General features: G+C 60.7%; 15 protein-coding genes. 3 read left to right on the forward strand and 12 right to left on the reverse strand.

What is annotated here, in order from left to right; translation table 11 throughout:
• Window positions 1-9 precede the first annotated feature (9 nt).
• Window positions 10-564, reverse strand: a complete 555-nt coding sequence (locus AC07RZ_RS15630) for a hypothetical protein (protein WP_494668602.1) — start codon at window positions 562-564, stop codon at window positions 10-12.
• Window positions 561-1,625 (reverse strand): hypothetical protein, encoded by a 1,065-nt coding sequence (locus AC07RZ_RS15635; protein ID WP_494668603.1) that lies wholly within the window; start codon window positions 1,623-1,625, stop codon window positions 561-563. The genes AC07RZ_RS15630 and AC07RZ_RS15635 overlap by 4 nt, the downstream gene beginning before the upstream one ends.
• A gap of 415 nt (window positions 1,626-2,040) precedes the next feature.
• Between AC07RZ_RS15635 and AC07RZ_RS15640 the strand changes: the two genes are divergently transcribed.
• A complete protein-coding gene (locus AC07RZ_RS15640; RefSeq protein WP_144739081.1) occupies window positions 2,041-3,243 on the forward strand; it encodes an acetylornithine transaminase in 1,203 nt (400 codons plus the stop codon).
• Between the two features lie 34 nt (window positions 3,244-3,277).
• Window positions 3,278-3,760 carry a C40 family peptidase gene (locus tag AC07RZ_RS15645; RefSeq protein ID WP_494668604.1) on the forward strand — a complete coding sequence of 161 codons (483 nt, stop codon included), beginning with the start codon at window positions 3,278-3,280 and terminating at the stop codon, window positions 3,758-3,760.
• Window positions 3,761-3,845: 85 nt separating this feature from the next.
• Here AC07RZ_RS15645 and lpdA read toward each other — a convergent pair whose 3' ends face one another.
• From lpdA to AC07RZ_RS15690, 9 genes are all read right to left on the reverse strand, one after another.
• On the reverse strand, window positions 3,846-5,942 hold the full coding sequence (lpdA, locus tag AC07RZ_RS15650) for a dihydrolipoyl dehydrogenase (RefSeq protein ID WP_494668605.1): 2,097 nt from the start codon (window positions 5,940-5,942) through the stop codon (window positions 3,846-3,848).
• A 67-nt stretch (window positions 5,943-6,009) separates the two neighbouring features.
• Complete coding sequence (locus tag AC07RZ_RS15655) at window positions 6,010-6,591, reverse strand: Ntn hydrolase family protein (protein ID WP_144738948.1); 582 nt, start codon at window positions 6,589-6,591, stop codon at window positions 6,010-6,012.
• An 80-nt stretch (window positions 6,592-6,671) separates the two neighbouring features.
• Entirely contained in the window at window positions 6,672-8,009 is a 1,338-nt protein-coding gene (gene aceF / locus AC07RZ_RS15660; RefSeq protein ID WP_494668606.1) for a dihydrolipoyllysine-residue acetyltransferase, read from the reverse strand.
• Between the two features lie 163 nt (window positions 8,010-8,172).
• Window positions 8,173-10,869: a pyruvate dehydrogenase (acetyl-transferring), homodimeric type gene (gene aceE / locus AC07RZ_RS15665; RefSeq protein WP_144738950.1), complete on the reverse strand. Its 2,697-nt coding sequence runs from the start codon at window positions 10,867-10,869 to the stop codon at window positions 8,173-8,175.
• A gap of 398 nt (window positions 10,870-11,267) precedes the next feature.
• A complete protein-coding gene (gene plsY, locus AC07RZ_RS15670; RefSeq protein WP_092397354.1) occupies window positions 11,268-11,888 on the reverse strand; it encodes a glycerol-3-phosphate 1-O-acyltransferase PlsY in 621 nt (206 codons plus the stop codon).
• A gap of 37 nt (window positions 11,889-11,925) precedes the next feature.
• A complete protein-coding gene (ybaK, locus tag AC07RZ_RS15675; protein ID WP_494668607.1) occupies window positions 11,926-12,411 on the reverse strand; it encodes a Cys-tRNA(Pro) deacylase in 486 nt (161 codons plus the stop codon).
• Between the two features lie 114 nt (window positions 12,412-12,525).
• Window positions 12,526-12,711, reverse strand: coding sequence for a hypothetical protein (locus AC07RZ_RS15680; protein ID WP_092397350.1), 186 nt, complete (start codon window positions 12,709-12,711; stop codon window positions 12,526-12,528).
• Window positions 12,712-12,862: 151 nt separating this feature from the next.
• Complete coding sequence (gene xerD / locus AC07RZ_RS15685) at window positions 12,863-13,801, reverse strand: site-specific tyrosine recombinase XerD (protein ID WP_494668608.1); 939 nt, start codon at window positions 13,799-13,801, stop codon at window positions 12,863-12,865.
• A complete protein-coding gene (locus tag AC07RZ_RS15690; protein ID WP_494668609.1) occupies window positions 13,798-14,328 on the reverse strand; it encodes a methylated-DNA--[protein]-cysteine S-methyltransferase in 531 nt (176 codons plus the stop codon). Before AC07RZ_RS15690 ends, xerD begins: the two co-directional genes overlap by 4 nt.
• Window positions 14,329-14,844: 516 nt before the next feature.
• On the opposite strand from AC07RZ_RS15690, the gene AC07RZ_RS15695 reads away from it, so the two are divergent.
• Window positions 14,845-15,744 carry an AEC family transporter gene (locus AC07RZ_RS15695; RefSeq protein ID WP_494668610.1) on the forward strand — a complete coding sequence of 300 codons (900 nt, stop codon included), beginning with the start codon at window positions 14,845-14,847 and terminating at the stop codon, window positions 15,742-15,744.
• On the opposite strand, the gene queG is transcribed toward AC07RZ_RS15695, so the two are convergent.
• Window positions 15,741-16,859 (reverse strand): tRNA epoxyqueuosine(34) reductase QueG, encoded by a 1,119-nt coding sequence (gene queG, locus AC07RZ_RS15700; protein ID WP_494668611.1) that lies wholly within the window; start codon window positions 16,857-16,859, stop codon window positions 15,741-15,743. The genes AC07RZ_RS15695 and queG overlap by 4 nt on opposite strands.
• Window positions 16,860-16,928: the final 69 nt, after the last annotated feature.

Genomic DNA, 16,928 nt, shown 5'->3' on the forward strand with positions numbered 1-16,928 from the left:
CGCCGCGCCCTAGTTGAGGGTGCCGGCCGTCAGGCGCACGTGGCGCGTGAGCGTCACTTCATGCATGACTATCTGCCGCGGGCCGGGATCGGGCTGCTCCGGCCTCGCAGCCATGGCTTCCGGATTCACCTGGCTGACAGGCTTGTTCACGCTTGCGGCCAGCATCCGCGATGGCGGATGCGGTAACGGCCGGCGCTGCTTCGGCAGCGTCTTGGAAGCAGCCTTTCCCTTGTCTTCCCGTGCCGGCAACCTGCCGCTGGCGACAGGCTCGTCCGTCCTGCCGCTGCTTGCCTGGTCGGCTGCAACTGCGATGGGCGGGAGCTGGATTTTCCCCTCAGCTTCGGCATTCTTCACAGCCAGTATCTTCGCAGGCGGTTCAAGCGTGGCGGCTCCGGGTACGTCCGCTTGCTGCCAATGCCGATGTCCCAAAAACGCCAGTACGCCCGCCATCAGGATTCCCAGCAACATCAACGGCACGCCGGAATGCGTTTGCGGACTCACAAAATCCAGCACCGGGCTGGCGTCCGCTGTCCTCAGCTTGACGCGCTGGCGCAAATCGCTCATGGCTGCCTCTCTAGCCAGGGCCCGAATGGCAAGCCTGGCCTGGCATAAGCGACGCCATGGGCAGAACAGCGCAAGGGCTGGCGCCATGCCAGGTTGCCCCATGCGCCATAGCGTCCTGATTGCTCCACCACCAGATTGTCGGCGGCCCAGTATCCCCACTTGTAGCGAGCGGCCGGCGGTTGAGGGCGGCTGGCCGGCGCGGCAAACGCCGGGCCGCGGGCATAGGTGCGGCTGGAGTCAGAGTGATATTGGCTGCTTTGCAGCCACGGATGCGCTGCTGCCAGCCAGCGTACCGAAGAGGAACTATCTTGCGCCTGGCGCGGGCTGCTGGAAAATGGCGTTACCGCCAGCACCGGACCGGCATCGTCGCCAGCCCGGGCCAGCAACGCGGCGGCGGCGATGCTGTCGGCCAGCGCTGCGCTGCGCGCCACCGGCATGCCGCACACGCCTTGCCATATCCCTTGTTTCCTGAACAGGCACTCGAGCGCATCGTGCTGCGGCAGGCTCAGCACGCAATCGTCTTCCAGCATGTCCCAGTGGCGCTGCACGGCGGCTGTCAGCAACGACTTGCAAGAGACCAGGCGCAGCCCGTGCATTTTGGCCAGCGCCTGCAACCCTTGCATGAGCGCTGCATCGGTCGCCGCCGCCAGCCGCGGCTGGCCGGACGGTGCGGGATCGACCACCACCTGGCGGCCCGGATAGGCGCTGCCGTCCTGCTCGTCAAATACGGCATTGGCATAACCTTGCCAGTCTGCGGTCCGCTCCAGACCTGCTCGCCACGGCAGCACCGTATGCCGCACATAGGGATAACCGAGCAGCACGGTCAGCTTGTCGGCCGATTTTATGCGGCCGCGCGGCGTGCGCTCGAACAGATCGGCAGCAGCTGACAGAGGATCTGGCAGCGCATCGGGATCCCCTTTCAGCGCGCCGCTCCAGACATTGCGCCCACGGTCGAACGCCGAACGGCCTATCCAGGTAAGCTGCCCCCCTTGCAGCAGCATAAGGTGATGCATCACCAGCGGTTGCGATGGCTTGAATGATTTGCTAGGGGGAAATGGCACAATGCACCTCCTCGGGGGTGGCCAGGGCGGCAGCGATTTCAGCCTCCGCCCCGCGCCAGGCATTACGGCATTGGATTGCTCAAAAGCATGATTGTGGAAGATATCAGATTTAATTGCTTTTTGAGAACTATTTTAATCATTTCGTTATCCAGCGCCGACCGTTGCGGCCTGCCGCAGGCGGACGACGGGATATCGCCCTTGACCGGCGCCCACAATAGTGCAAATTTTTTTTGACGCACCACACAAAAAGTCCTAATATTTGCGTCATGAACATGATCCGAACATTGTTGCGACGCCGTAACCCATTGCCTCTGCCAGGTAAGCCGTGCGCGTGACCGTCGATTGATCCCGAAGCCACAGGCGCTGCCTGTGGTTTTTTTTTGCCCTTATTTGGAGTAGCCATATGGAACACAGCGTGGAATTCAGCGAATACCCGGTTAACGACCTGATGTACATCACCAACCGCCCGCCCCTGGTGTTTACCGAAGGCGACGGCATGTGGATGACGGATCACACCGGCAAACGCTACCTGGATTATTTGCAGGGCTGGGCCGTCAATGCGCTGGGCCACTCGCCGCAATGCATCCAGGATGCGCTGCTGGCGCAGTCGAAAAAGATCCTCAATCCTTCGCCTGCTTTCTACAACGCACCGTCGATTGAACTGGCCGGCCTGCTGACCGCCAATTCCTGTTTCGACCGTGTGTTCTTCACCAATAGCGGCGCTGAAGCCAATGAAGGCGCGATCAAGCTGGCGCGCAAATGGGGCAAGAAGAATCCGAACCAGGCGGGCCAGCATCGCTTCGAGATCATCACTTTCAACCACAGCTTCCACGGCCGCACGCTGGCGACCATGTCGGCCAGCGGCAAGCCGGGCTGGGACACCATCTTTGCACCGCAAGTGCCGGGTTTCCCGAAAGCGGAACTGAACGACCTGGCCAGCGTTGAGCGCCTGATCAACGACAAGACCGTGGCCGTCATGCTGGAGCCGGTGCAAGGCGAAAGCGGCGTGATCCCGGCCAGCCGCGAATTCATGCAAGGCTTGCGCGAACTGACCAAGCAGCGCGGCATCCTGCTGATCGTCGATGAAGTGCAATCCGGCATGGGCCGCACCGGCGAACTGTTCGCTTACCAGCTGTCGGGCATCACGCCGGACATCATGACCCTGGGCAAAGGCATAGGCGGCGGCGTGCCGCTGGCGGCGCTGCTGGCGCGCGAAGAGATCGCCTGCTTCGAAGCCGGCGACCAGGGCGGCACTTACAATGGCAATCCGCTGATGACGGCAGTCGGCGTTGCGGTGATCAAGGCCTTGCTGGCGCCGGGCTTCCTGCAATCGGTGAAAGACAAGGGCGCCTACCTGAGCAGCGAGTTGCTGAAATTAACTGCGAAGCACGGACTCGAAGGCGAGCGGGGCGAAGGTTTGCTGCGGGCGCTGAAGCTGGGCAAGGATATCGGACCGCAGATCGTCGATATCGCACGCGACATGAACCCGGTAGGCTTGCTGCTGAATTCGCCGCGCCCTAACCTGCTGCGTTTCATGCCGGCGCTGAACGTGACGATCGCCGAAATCGACCAGATGATCGCCATGCTGTCGGACGTGTTAAGCAAGCTGGAGAAATGAGCCCCGGTCAAACCTGCTTGGAGCGATGTAACTGATGACGATAAAAAACCTTCTTATTTGTTGCCTGGCGCTGTTGCTGGCAGCTTGCGGCGGAACCGGTTCGGTCCGTCCCGGCTCGGCCGACGACACACCGGTCAGCGATAAAGGCAACGACATCGTCATCTATTCGCTGGGCCTGATCGACACCAACTACCGTTTCGGCGGCAAGAATCCGGAAGCCGGGCTCGATTGCAGCGGCATGGTCAGTTACGTGTACAGGCAGGCGGCGGGCCTCAAGGTCACCGGCAGCGCGGCAGACATTGCGCGCCAAGGTCGAGCCATCTCCAAGGCTGAGCTGCGCCCCGGAGACCTGGTTTTCTTCAATACGATGAACCGGGCTTTTTCCCATGTCGGCATTTATATCGGCGACGGCCGTTTCATCAACGCGCCTTCGACCAACGGCAAGGTGCGCATAGACCGTCTCGACAACCGCTATTACGCAACACGCTTCGAGGCTGTGCGCCGGTATTTCGATTAGGCTTGCAACGGATTGCCGGCGCAAATAAGAAAGCCGTTCCGGAATCAACCGGAACGGCTTTTTTTACATGCGGACAGCGTCCGTCTTATTTCTTCTTCGGGATGAACAGGTCGGTAATCGTACCCAGGCCCATCTCGGCCGCGAACATCGGCGTTTCCGACAAGGTCGGATGCGCATGGATGGTCAGCGCCAGGTCTTCCAGGTCGGCGCCCATTTCCATCGCCAGCACGGTTTCCGCCAGCAGTTCGCCGGCATTCACGCCGACAATGCCGGCGCCGATGATGCGCTTGGTAGCCGGATCCCACAACAGCTTGGTCATGCCGTCGTCGCGTCCCATCGCCAGCGCGCGGCCGCTTGCCGCCCACGGGAAATTGGCCTTTTCAAAAGGAATGCCCTTGGCCTTGGCTTCGGTTTCAGTCAAGCCCATCCACGCGATTTCCGGATCGGTGTAGGCCACTGAAGGAATCGTCATCGCATCGAACTCGACCTTGTGGCCGGCGATCACTTCGGCGGCCACCTTGGCTTCATTGGTGGCTTTGTGGGCCAGCATCGGATCGCCGCAGATATCGCCGATGGCGAAGATATGCGGCACGTTGGTGCGCTGCTGCTTGTCGGCCGGGATGAAACCGCGCTCGTTGACGATCACGCCGGCTTTTTCGGCAGCGATTTCCTTGCCGTTGGGACGGCGGCCTACTGCCACCAGCACCATATCGTACAGCTGCGGTTCCGGTGCTGCGGGAGAACTGCTGTCGGCGCCTTCAAACGTTGCGCGCAAGCCTTCTTTCAGGGCTTCCAGCTTGGTTACCTTGGTTTTCAGGTAAATCGCTTCGTAGCGTTTTTCGATGCGTTTCTGCAGCGGCTTGACGACATCGCGGTCGGCCGCCGGAATCAGGCCGTCGGCAAATTCGACCACGGTTACCTTGGAGCCGAGCGCGTCATAGACACAAGCCATTTCGAGGCCGATGATGCCGCCGCCGATGACCAGCAGCTTCTTCGGGATCTGGCGCAATTCCAGCGCGCCGGTGGAATCGATCAGGCGCGGATCGTCGTACGGGAAACCGGGAATGCGGGCGACCGACGAACCGGCGGCGATGATCGCATTCTTGAAGCCGACCACTTTCGGCCCCTCGGCAGTGGCCACGGTAATCGTGTTGGCCGAGCTGAATTCGCCCTTGCCGGTCAGCACCTGCACCTTGCGCGCCTTGGACAGGCCGGACAAGCCGCCGGTCAGTTTCTTGATGACGCTTTCCTTCCAGCCGCGCAGGGCGTCGATATCGATTTCCGCCGCCGACATCTTGACGCCGAAATGCGCCATTTCCTCGGCTTCGGTAATCACCTTGGCTGCATGCAGCAATGCCTTGGACGGGATACAGCCGACGTTCAGGCAAACCCCGCCCAGGCTGGGATAGCGCTCGATCATCACCACGCTCTGGCCGAGGTCGGCGGCGCGGAAAGCCGCGGTATAGCCGCCGGGACCGGCGCCAAGCACCATGGTGTCGCATTCGATATCGACCTTGCCGGCGAAACTGACGGCGGCGGGAGCGGCCACGGCAGGCGCCGCAGGCGCGGCTGCCGGAGCAGAAGGCGCCGCGGCCGGCGCGGCGGCAGCACCGGTGGTTTCCAGCACCAAGATCAGCGAACCTTCGCTGACCTTGTCGCCCACCTTGACCTTGACTTCCTTGATCACGCCGGCGTGGCTGGAAGGAATTTCCATGCTTGCCTTGTCCGATTCGACGGTGATCAGCGACTGGTCGACCTTGACGCTGTCGCCGGCCTTGACCATCAGTTCGATGACATCGACATCCTTGACGTCGCCGATATCCGGCACCTTGATCTCGACGATGCTGGCGGCGCCGGATGCGGCGGGCGCCGCGGCTGCAGGCGCTGCCGCGGCAGCAACCGGCGCCGGCGCAGCGGCGGGTGCTGCAGTTGCGGCCGCGGCGCCGGCGGCTTCCAGCACCAGCACCAGCGAACCCTCGCTGACCTTGTCGCCTACCTTGACCTTGATTTCCTTGATGACGCCGGCCTGGCTGGAAGGGATTTCCATGCTGGCCTTGTCCGATTCGACCGTGATCAGCGACTGGTCGACCTTGACGGCATCGCCCACCTTGACCATCAGTTCGATGACTTCTACATCCTTGACGTCGCCGATATCCGGGACCTTGACTTCAACCATGCTCATAGCGTTTGCTCCATGCTCGCTCCTCCGTCGGGAGGAAAAATGTGTGATGTTGTATGCTGCGCGCGGCTTACGCGCCCGGCGGCTGTTTCATTTCAAAACTGTGGATGCGCAAGGGCATGGCAGAACTTTTATCGAATTCAACGCCGGCATGAATCCCTACCTCGGCGATGTGCTGTGCGCTGACGTCCTTGTCATACACCGCATACATCGCGCCCAGGGCGAAATTGCGGCCGCTGCCTATGCCCCAGAAACGGTCGAAACTGAATACCTCGCGATACGAATACACGCCGAAGATGCCGTAAGGATTGGCAACCAGGGCGGTGATCTGCGACGACTCGTAAGGGTCGTCTTCATCCTCTTTGGTGTTCAGGAAATACTGGTCCTTGAGGATGGTGTGCACCTTGGAAAAGGTGTCGAACACCTCATCGCGGCTATTCAGCTTGCACTCCTCGCCCATCCCCGTCAGCAGCTTGCGCATCACGGGAAAATGCGCGGCGGTGCCGGCCAGCGTGATATACGATTCGCCGATCTGGAATATCTTGTTGTTGACCTCATAGGCATGCGACAAGCGGGTATCGCCGAAAGTCACCAGCGAGTCCGATGCAATCGCGATCTGCCCATTTTTTTTGACGACAACGCAGGTAGTCATAATTGCTCTCCATCTGTATGCCAATTGACCGCAAGCGGCGCCGGCTGAAACACGCTGTCTTCAGCCGGCGCTGCCTGGCATCACAACAGTGTCTTGCGCATGTCGGCCAGCACTTCGGCCAGGTAGACGCTGAAGCGCGCACCCATGGCGCCGTCGACCACGCGGTGGTCGTAGGACAGGGAGGTCGGCATCATCAGGCGCGGCACGAACTGCTTGCCGTCCCACACCGGTTTCATCGACGCTTTCGACAAGCCCAGGATGGCGACTTCAGGCGCATTGATGATCGGCGTAAATGCCGTGCCGCCGATGCCGCCCAGGGAAGAAATCGTGAAAGTCGCGCCCTGCATGTCGGCCGGCTTCAGCTTGCCTTCGCGCGCCTGCGCGGACAGTTCGCCCATTTCCAGCGCAATCTGGCTGATGCCCTTCTTGTCGGCATCCTTGATCACCGGCACCACCAGGCCATTCGGGGTATCGGCGGCAAAGCCGATGTTGTAGTACTGCTTGAGGATCAGGTTTTCACCCTTGCCGTCGAGCGAGGCGTTGAATGCCGGGAATTTCTTCAGCGCCGCGACGCTGGCCTTGATCACGAACGCCAGCATGGTCAGCTTGACCGGCGACTTGGCCTTGGCGAAGCTGTCGTTGGCTTGCTTGCGGAATTCTTCCAGCTCGGTGATGTCGGCTTCGTCGAATTGCGTGACGTGCGGGATCATGACCCAGTTGCGATGCAGGTTCGGGCCGCTGAGCTTCTTGATGCGCGACAGCGGCAGCAACTCGGTCGGCCCCTGCTTGCTGAAGTCCAGCGACGGCCATGCCAGCAGGTCCAGGCCGACGCCGCTGCCGCCCTTGCTGCCCGCAGCGGCAGTGCTGCCGCTGGCCGCGCCGGAGATCACGCCCTTGACGTAATTCTGCACATCTTCATGGGTGATGCGGGCCTTGATGCCGGTGCCGGCAACCTTGCTCAGGTCAACGCCCAGTTCACGCGCGAACTTGCGCACCGACGGCGATGCGTGCGGGATGCTGCCGCTGGCGTGCACCGGTGCCGGTGCCGGCGCCGCCGGAGCGGGCGCAGCGGCCGGAGCTGGTTTGTTTTCTGCTGCTGGCGCGGGGGCTGGGGCCGGAGCAGCCGCGGCCGGCGCCGGCGCTGCGGCAGCCGGGGCGCTGGCAGGCGCGGCGGCTGCCGCATCGGCTTCCAGCACAAGCACCAGCGTGCCTTCCTTGACCTTGTCGCCCAGCTTGACTTTCAATTCCTTGATCACGCCCGCATGGCTGGACGGGATTTCCATGCTGGCCTTGTCGGATTCGACGGTGATCAGCGACTGGTCTACCTTTACCGTGTCGCCGACTTTCACCATCAATTCAATGACTTCAACTTCACTGACGTCGCCGATATCCGGGACTTTGACTTCCACCATACTCATCGCTTAGCTCCATTCATTCTGCCCGCTGCACATCGCGGGCCTGAGTTTCCTTTCAGAAAATTCAGGCCCGCGCATGACAGCCGTGGAAATTTTAATACTGGCTTGGTTACTCTTACGTATTTTACGTATTGCTGCTTGTTATCCAGATATCAAGACCAGTACCTTATTGCGTGACCGGATTCGGCTTCTCCGGATTGATACCATACTTGGTAATGGCATCGGCGACAACCGAGGCTTTGATCTTGCCTTCGTCGGCCAATGCCTTCAATGCCGCCACCGCTACATAATAACGGTTGACTTCAAAGAATTCACGCAGCTTGGCGCGGGTATCGGACCGGCCGAAACCGTCCGTGCCCAGCACCTTGTAAGTACGGCCGGCAGGAATGAAAGCGCGCGCTTGCTCAGCAAAAGTACGCATGTAGTCGGTGGAAACGATGATCGGACCGGCGGTGTCTTTCAGGCACTGGGTGATGTGCGCCACGCGCGGAGCGTCCGTCGGGTGCAGCATGTTCCAGCGTTCCACGTCCTGGCCGTCGCGCGCCAGCAGGGTGAACGACGGCGCCGACCAGACATCGGCATCCACGCCCCAGTCGCTGGCCAGCAAGGCTGCGCCTTCGATGACTTCGCGCAGGATGGTGCCGGAACCCATCAGCTGCACGCGCTGCTTGTTCTTCTTGCCGCCTTCCTGCAGCAGGTAGAGCCCCTTGATGATGCCCTCTTCCTGGCCTTCCTTCAGGCCCGGATGGCTGTAGTTCTCGTTCATCAGGGTCAGGTAGTAGAACACGTCTTCCTGGTTGGTGACCATGCGGCGCAGGCCGTCATGCATGATGACTGCCACTTCGTGCGAGAAGGTCGGATCGTAAGGCACGCAGTTCGGGATGGTCGAGGCCAGCACATGGCTGTGGCCGTCTTCGTGCTGCAAGCCTTCACCGTTGAGCGTGGTGCGGCCGGCGGTGCCGCCCAGCAGGAAGCCGCGGGCGCGCATGTCGCCGGCTGCCCATGCCAGGTCGCCGATACGCTGCAGGCCGAACATCGAGTAATACGTGTAGAACGGGATCATGACCCGGTTGTTGGTCGAGTACGAGGTCGCCGCGGCAATCCACGAACTCATGCCGCCGGCTTCGTTGATGCCTTCCTGCAGGATCTGGCCGGCCTTGTCTTCGCGGTAGTACATCACCTGGTCTTTATCGACCGGCTCGTACAGCTGGCCGACCTGGCTGAAAATGCCGATCTGGCGGAACAAGCCTTCCATGCCGAAGGTACGCGATTCGTCGACCATGATAGGCACGACGCGCTGGCCCAGGCTCGGGTCGCGCAGCAGCGTGTTCAGGATGCGCACGTAAGCCTGGGTGGTGGAAATCTCGCGGCCTTCCGCAGTCGGTTCCAGCGCGCCCTTGAATGCGGACAGCTCCGGCACCACCAGCACTTCGTCGGCTTTCTGGCGGCGCTGCGGCAGGTAGCCGCCCAGCGCCTTGCGGCGGGCGTGCAGGTATTGCATTTCCGGGGTATCGTCGGACGGCTTGAAGAACGGCACGTCAGGCAGCTGGTCGTCGGAAATCGGCAGCTGGAAGCGATCGCGCATGGCCTTGATGGCTTCGTCGTCCAGCTTCTTGGTGTTGTGCGCGGTGTTGCGCGCTTCGCCCGATTTGCCGAAGCCGTAACCCTTGATGCTCTTGACCAGCAAGACGGTTGGCTGGCCCTTGTGTTCCTGCGCTACCTTGAAGGCAGCGTAGATCTTGTGCGGATCGTGGCCGCCGCGGGTCAGGTGCCAGATGTCGTCGTCCGACATCTTGCTGACCAGCTCCAGCAGTTTCGGATGCTTGCCGAAGAAATGCTTGCGCACGAATGCGCCGTCCTTGGCCTTGTAGTTCTGGTATTCGCCGTCGACGGTTTCCATCATCACGCGCTGCAGGATGCCTTCCTTGTCGCGCGCCAGCAGGTCGTCCCAGCCGGCGCCCCAGATCACCTTGACCACGTTCCAGCCGGCGCCGCGGAAATCGCTTTCCAGTTCCTGGATGATCTTGCCGTTGCCGCGCACCGGACCGTCCAGGCGCTGCAGGTTGCAGTTGACCACCATCACCAAGTTGTCCAGGCGTTCGCGGCCGGCCATGCCGATGGCGCCCATCGATTCCGGTTCGTCCATCTCGCCGTCGCCGCAGAAAGCCCAGACCTTGCGGTTGGCGGTATCGGCGATGCTGCGTGCATGCAGGTACTTCAGGAAACGCGCCTGGTAGATCGCCATCAGCGGGCCCAGGCCCATCGATACGGTAGGGAATTGCCAGAAATCCGGCATCAGTTTCGGATGCGGGTAAGAAGACAGGCCTTTGCCGTCGACTTCGCGGCGGAAGTGCAGCAGTTGTTCTTCCGTCAGGCGGCCTTCGAGGAAAGCGCGGGCGTAGACGCCTGGCGACGAGTGGCCCTGGATGTACAGCAGGTCGCCACCGTGGTTTTCGGAAGGAGCATGCCAGAAATGGTTGAAGCCGATGCCCAGCATGTTGGCCAGCGAAGCGAAACTGGAGAGGTGGCCGCCGAGGTCGCCGTCGAGGCGGTTGGCCTTGACCACCATCGCCATCGCATTCCAGCGCATCCACGAACGCAGGCGTTCTTCGATCTCGAGGTCGCCCGGGCAATGCTCGCCCATGTGGGCAGGAATGGTGTTGACGTAGGCGGTATTGCTGGAAAACGGGATCTGGGCGCCGCGGCGGCGGGCCAGGTCGACCATTCTTTCCATCAGGTAATGGGCGCGTTCAGGCCCCTCGGTTTCAATGACAGCTTCTAGCGCATCAAGCCATTCTTGGGTTTCAATGACATCTGGATCGTTGGCGGCCTGGGCCAAAACCTGGTCGAGCTGGGCTGACATGCTGAGTCTCCTGAATATGTGCGCTTGTCCGATCTGGCACCGGACTTGCGGGTTGGGTCGCAAGCATCTACGTCACTATGTAGACGGGTGCCAAATTCTAACAGGAGTTTTTTTGATTTCCAAATAGCGATATTCAATTTCACGATATGAAAATATGCTGCATAGCAAGGCAAATTGGCATAAAACAGCGCCTTCATTTTCCGGCGTCATGGGGTCTAAAACATGAATCTCGGACACATTTTGCATGGCGCAATGCAACAATAATTGCATATAAACACTATTAAAATTCGACTTATAATTAATTCGATATAAGAACCAGCGGAAATCTAAGTAAAAAAGCGCTAAACCAGAATTGGCTAGCGCTTTTTTATGCCAGGGGAATCCGTTCCCGATTTCGCTTAAGCGGCCTTGCCACCCTTTTTCTTGGCGCCGATGCGGCTTTCCTTGCCGGCCAGCAGATTGCCGATATTCTTGGCATGGCGATAGATCAGCAAGGCGCTCATCACCACGATCGCCAGCAGGATCATGTCCGGCCCTTCCATCAGCGCATAGAAGAAAGGCGCGAAGACGCTGGCGACCAGGGCCGCCAGCGAGGAATAACGGAACGCATAGGCCACGATCAGCCAGGTCGCGATAGTCGCCAGGCCCAGCCAGAGGCTGATGCCGAACAAAATGCCGAACAAGGTCGCCACGCCCTTGCCGCCGGCAAAACGGAAAAATACCGGCCACAGGTGGCCCAGGAAGACCGCCACCGCGGCCAGCGCCACCGCGCCATCTTCAAGGCCGAACTGCGGCCCGTATCTTTGCGTCAGCCATACCGCCAGCCAGCCCTTGAAACCATCGCCGAGCAGGGTCAGGGCAGCCGCGGTCTTGTTCCCGCTGCGCAGGACATTGGTGGCGCCGGGGTTATTCGAACCGTAGGTGCGCGGATCTCCCAGCCCGAACAATTTGCTGGTGATGATGCCGAACGACACCGAACCGATCAGGTAGGCGGCAATCGCGAATAACAATGTATACATGCGTGTCTCTTTCTTTTGTATTTGATTGGTCCAGGACCTATTCGTCCAGCGCGCAGCGGACTGCTTTTGCATGCAGCAGGTCAGCCGCGTCTTGCGGCGCCATGCCGATCAGGTAGCCGCGCCGGCCACCGTTAATATATATCTTCTGCAGGGCCAGGATGCTCTCTTCGATATACACCGGCAGCGCCTTGCGGGTAGCGAACGGCGACGTGCCGCCGATCAGGTAGCCCGAATGGCGGTTCGCCGCCTCAGGCTTGCAGGGTTCCACCGATTTGCAGCCGATCTGCCGCGCCAGGTTCTTGGTCGACACCTTGCGGTCGCCATGCATCAGGATGATCAGCGGCTTGGCCGCCTCGTCCTGCATCACCAGCGTCTTCACCACATGGTGCTCGTCCACGCCCAGCGCGCGCGCCGATACCGTGGTGCCGCCATGTTCCTCATATGCATAGGGATGCTCTGAAAAGACCGCGCCGTGCTTGCGCAAGAACTGCGTCGCCGGGGTCTCTGAAATATGTTTTGTCATACCGGGTTACTTGAATGCAGCGGGCCGGAGCGCCTGCTTGCACATCATGTTTTCGCCAGGCCCGATGCAGCGACAATCCTTGCCGCTGATCTGCGCTGAGCGGACTGGCAGCGCTTAAGGCTGCTTAGGCTCATCGGAAGCAGGTTCGCCGCTCGCCGGCAGTTCGGAGTCGGCCGTATCCTCTGTCTCAACTTCGGTGGAAGAACCCTTCTCCAGCTTGCGCTTCAGTTTTTCTTCCTTCTTCTTTTTCTTTTCTAATTCTTTCTGCCGTTTTTCATACTGAAAATTCGTTTTTGCCAATTGCGCCCCCTAAATAGACATCTTGAATGATGTACTACAGGATACAGGAGAATAATTGGGAGGATGCAGAATTCAATTTGAAGAAAATTGCAATATGGCAATAAAATAGAACAAGCTCAACAACCTCCACCCTTCATCCAGCCCCAGGATTTCAGCCGCGCGGATGATGCGCCGCATGCAGGGCCTTCAGGCGCTCGCGCGCCACATGGGTATAAATCTGGGTGGTCGATATGTCAGCGTGCCCCAGCAGCAGCTGCACTACACGCAAATCGGCGCCGTGGTTCAGCAGGTGGGTGGCGAATGCATGGCGCAAGGTATGCGGCGACAAGGGCGCGTTGATGGCTGCCTTGGCGGCGTACTTCTTGATCAGGGTCCAGAACATCTGGCGCGTCATGGCGCCGCCGCGCGCCGTCACGAACAAGGCGTCGTCCATCTGGCCGTTCATGATCTGGCCGCGCGCGTCTTTCAGGTAACGCACGATCCAGTTGCGCGCCTCTTCGCCGAACGGCAGCAAGCGGGTCTTGCTGCCCTTGCCGGTAATCCGCAGCACGCCTTCGTTCATGCCGACTTCCAGCGATTTCAGCAGCACCAGCTCGGATACCCGCAAACCGCTGGCGTACATCAGCTCCAGCATGGTGCGGTCGCGCAGGCCCAGCGGCGTGGCGACGTCGGGCGCCGCCAGCAGCGCTTCCACCTGAACTTCAGACAATATCTTGGGAAAGCGCGGCGCCTGCTTGGCTGAACGCAGGTGCAGGCAGGGATCGGCGCTGATCCGGTTTTGCCGCAAGGCCAGCAGGTAGAAGCGCTTCAGTACCGCCAGGCGGCGATTCGAGGAAGTGGCCTTGCTGCTGTCATGCTTGGCCAGGAAATAGGCATTCAGGTCGCCGGCATGGACCGCAAACAGCGATTTGCCGCCCGGCTGTTCCTGCAGCCATAGCGCAAACAGGGTCATGTCGCGCCGGTACGCCTCCAGCGAGTTCTTGGCGAGGCCGTCTTCCAGCCACAAGCTGTCGCAGAATTCGTCGATTGCAGTTTGATGTTCGGCGCCAAGCACCGGCTTGGCCTCGCTCCCGGCCTTGGACCTCGTCACAGGCCGACCACGCCTTCGTGCTCCAGCAGCCAGCGCTTGACCCGCAGATGGAAGCCATCCGCCTCGTCGTGATGGGAAAAGCCGCCAATCCCGCCGGCCGCGGTCACCCGATGGCAAGGGATCACCAGCGGAAACCAGTTGGAGCCGCAAGCTTGCCCGACCGCGCGCGGCGCCGATTCCACCAGCTTGGCAACCTGGCCGTAAGTGAGCACTTCCCCGCGCGGGATCGCCGCTATCGCCTTCCAAACTTTGTGCTGGAACGCGGTGCCCAGCGGCGCAAGAGGCAGATCGAAACGAAAATCGGGTTGCTCCAGGTAACGGCAGATCTGCTTGACCGCGCGTTCGGCCAGCGCGTCGGTGGCGTCTTTTTCGTGGAAAGAGGGAGGAAGATAGACCAGTTCCTGCAGCAGGCCGGCTTCAGTGCGTATGCCCATCGCACCGAACGGCGCGGCGACCACCGCAGTGAAATGCTGTGCGGGAAGCTGGCTGCCGGCGCGCTTCAAGGGACTGTCGGAAATTATATTCATACCGCAAGCATAAAATAAAAAAGGCGCATCTGTCGATGCGCCTCAAATTACTTCGTTGTGCACTCCCGGCTGTTTAGACAGCTTCATTCGGAATGCACGGTCTCCTCAGTATCCCCGGTATCAATACCGTTCTTATGCACCACCACCTACAATCCCGTTTTTCAACCGCATTGGCAAATCCCTTTGCCGGACGCGGATCTAAATTCTGTGCCAGATAACGCCACTTGCCGGAAACCGCAATCCAGTGCAGCCCGCTGCGGAATTGCCGCTTTAGCAAGCTGCAATCTCTGGTGTGGTCGCACTGTAACAGGTGTTACCCGGATTTAACAAATAATTTATATGAATCATTTTGACTAAACAACATAGGTTTACACTAAACCCTTATCAAACTAATACTCAGCAATTCGGGCAGATTTTCCACACGGAAACGAACTTCAACGCCTGGCCCCGGGAATTACTCAGGAATGTCCACCATGTCGACAATCCAGCCCGCTTTCTAACAATATCCGCCACTCCATGTATATCGTCAATCTGTTGTTTCCTGATTTTTCGCTAATCTTGCTGGGAGCCGTGCTGCACCGCATCAGCAATTGGGGCGCCGAGTTCTGGACCGGGGCGGAAAAGCTGGTGTATTTCCTGCTGTTCCCCGCCCTGCTGTTTTACTCCACCGCGCGCACGCCGCTCAGCTTCGATACCAGCGGCAAGATGCTGATGGTCGGCATGGGCGCGCTGCTCGGCGCCATCCTCCTCACCTGGCTGGGCAAACCGTGGATCAAGGCGGCGCCCATGGATTACGAATCCGGCATGCAAACCGGCTATCGTTTCAATTCATACATGGCGCTGGCCCTGGCTGCCCGGCTGGGCGGCGAGCAGGCCACCGGCATGATGGCGATGCTGATCGGCTTTGGCGTGCCCCTGTGCAACCTGGCAGCGGTGCATGCCCTGGCGCATAAAAGCGGCGGCCTGTTCAAGGAGCTGGCGCGCAATCCCCTGCTGATCGCCACCGCTTGCGGACTCTTGTACAGCCTGTCCGGATTGCCGCTGCCGGAAGTGGCGGGAGCAGTCCTGTCGCGGCTCGGCAACGCCGCACTGGCGCTCGGTTTGCTGCTGGTGGGAGCGGGCCTGCGCCTGAGCGGCGTGCACCGGGCCAAGGCGCTGGCCGGGTATTTCCTGGCGGTCAAGCTGCTGGCGCTGCCAACCATGGCGTGGCTGCTGGGGCAGCGGCTGGGACTGGCGCCATCGCAATTACAGCTGGTGGTGCTGTTTTGCGCCCTGCCTACCGCCTCCAGCGCTTACATCCTGGCCGCCAGGATGGGCGGCAACGGCCCGCTGGTGGCGTTCATGATTTCCGCCGGCACCATGCTGTCGGCGCTGACTTTGCCGTTCTGGCTGTGGGTGCTGCAGCACCAACTCTAAACGATGCTGTGCTTGATGGCGTGCTGCCGCAATGCCCACGCCACATGCTCGCGCACCAGTTCGGACGGATCGTCGCTGCGCTGCTGCAAAGCGGCGACGATCTCCGGCGTAGCGGCGCCCGCCGCCGCGGTATTGCCGAGGCCGACCGCCATGTTGCGCAGCCAGCGCTGGTAGCCGATGCGGCGGATCGGACTGCCTTCCATGCGGCTGTTGAACTGTTCCTCGCTCCAGCCGAACAACTCCACCAGCGTAGCCTGGTCGAGGCCGTTGCGGACGTCGAAATCGCCCAGCGTCGACGGTTGCGCAAACTTGTTCCATGGACAGAACAGCTGGCAATCGTCGCAGCCATAGACGCGGTTGCCGATCAGGGGCCGCAGCTCCACCGGGATGCTGCCTTTCAGCTCGATCGTCAGGTAAGAGATGCAACGGCGGGCGTCGAGCCGGTAAGGACCGACAATCGCCTTGGTCGGACAGACATCGATGCAGGCGCTGCATTGTCCGCAATGCGAACTGATGGCCGGGTCGACCGGCAACGGCAAGTCGGTCAGGATTTCGCCAAGGAAGAAAAACGACCCGGCCTCGCGATTGAGCAGCAAGGTGTGCTTGCCGCGCCAGCCCAGGCCGGCCTTCTGCGCCAGGGCCACCTCCATCACCGGCGCCGAGTCGGTAAACACGCGGTAACCGAATTCGCCGATCTCGCCCTTGATGCGATCGGCCAGCTGCTGCAGGCGCGAGCGCAGCACCTTGTGATAATCGCGGCCGCGCGCATACAGCGAAACAGTGGCGCTGCCGGCGGCCGCCGGCGCCAGCCGCGCCTGCTCGCGCGGGCGCCAGCTGCCCTGGTCGTCCTGGTAGGCGCGCGGCAGGTAATCCATGCGCACCGCGATGGCCCGGATCGCGCCGGGCACCAGTTCGCCAGGCCGGGCGCGCTTCATTCCGTGCGCTGCCATATAATCCATGTCACCGTGATAACCGAGCGCAAGCCAAGCCTCGAAACCCGCCTCCTGCTGCGCCAGGTCGACGTCGCTGATGCGGATATCGGCGAAGCCAAGCTCCCGCCCCCACGCTTTGATGGTGGCGGCTAGCGCGGTTAAATCCTGGTCGATTACTGCCATGGCTGGTGCATTTCAAAAAGACGTCAGAAAGACTTGAAAGAAAGACTTGATACAAAGGACTATGTGACG

This window comes from Collimonas sp. GW821-FHT07E08 (genome assembly GCF_059418905.1).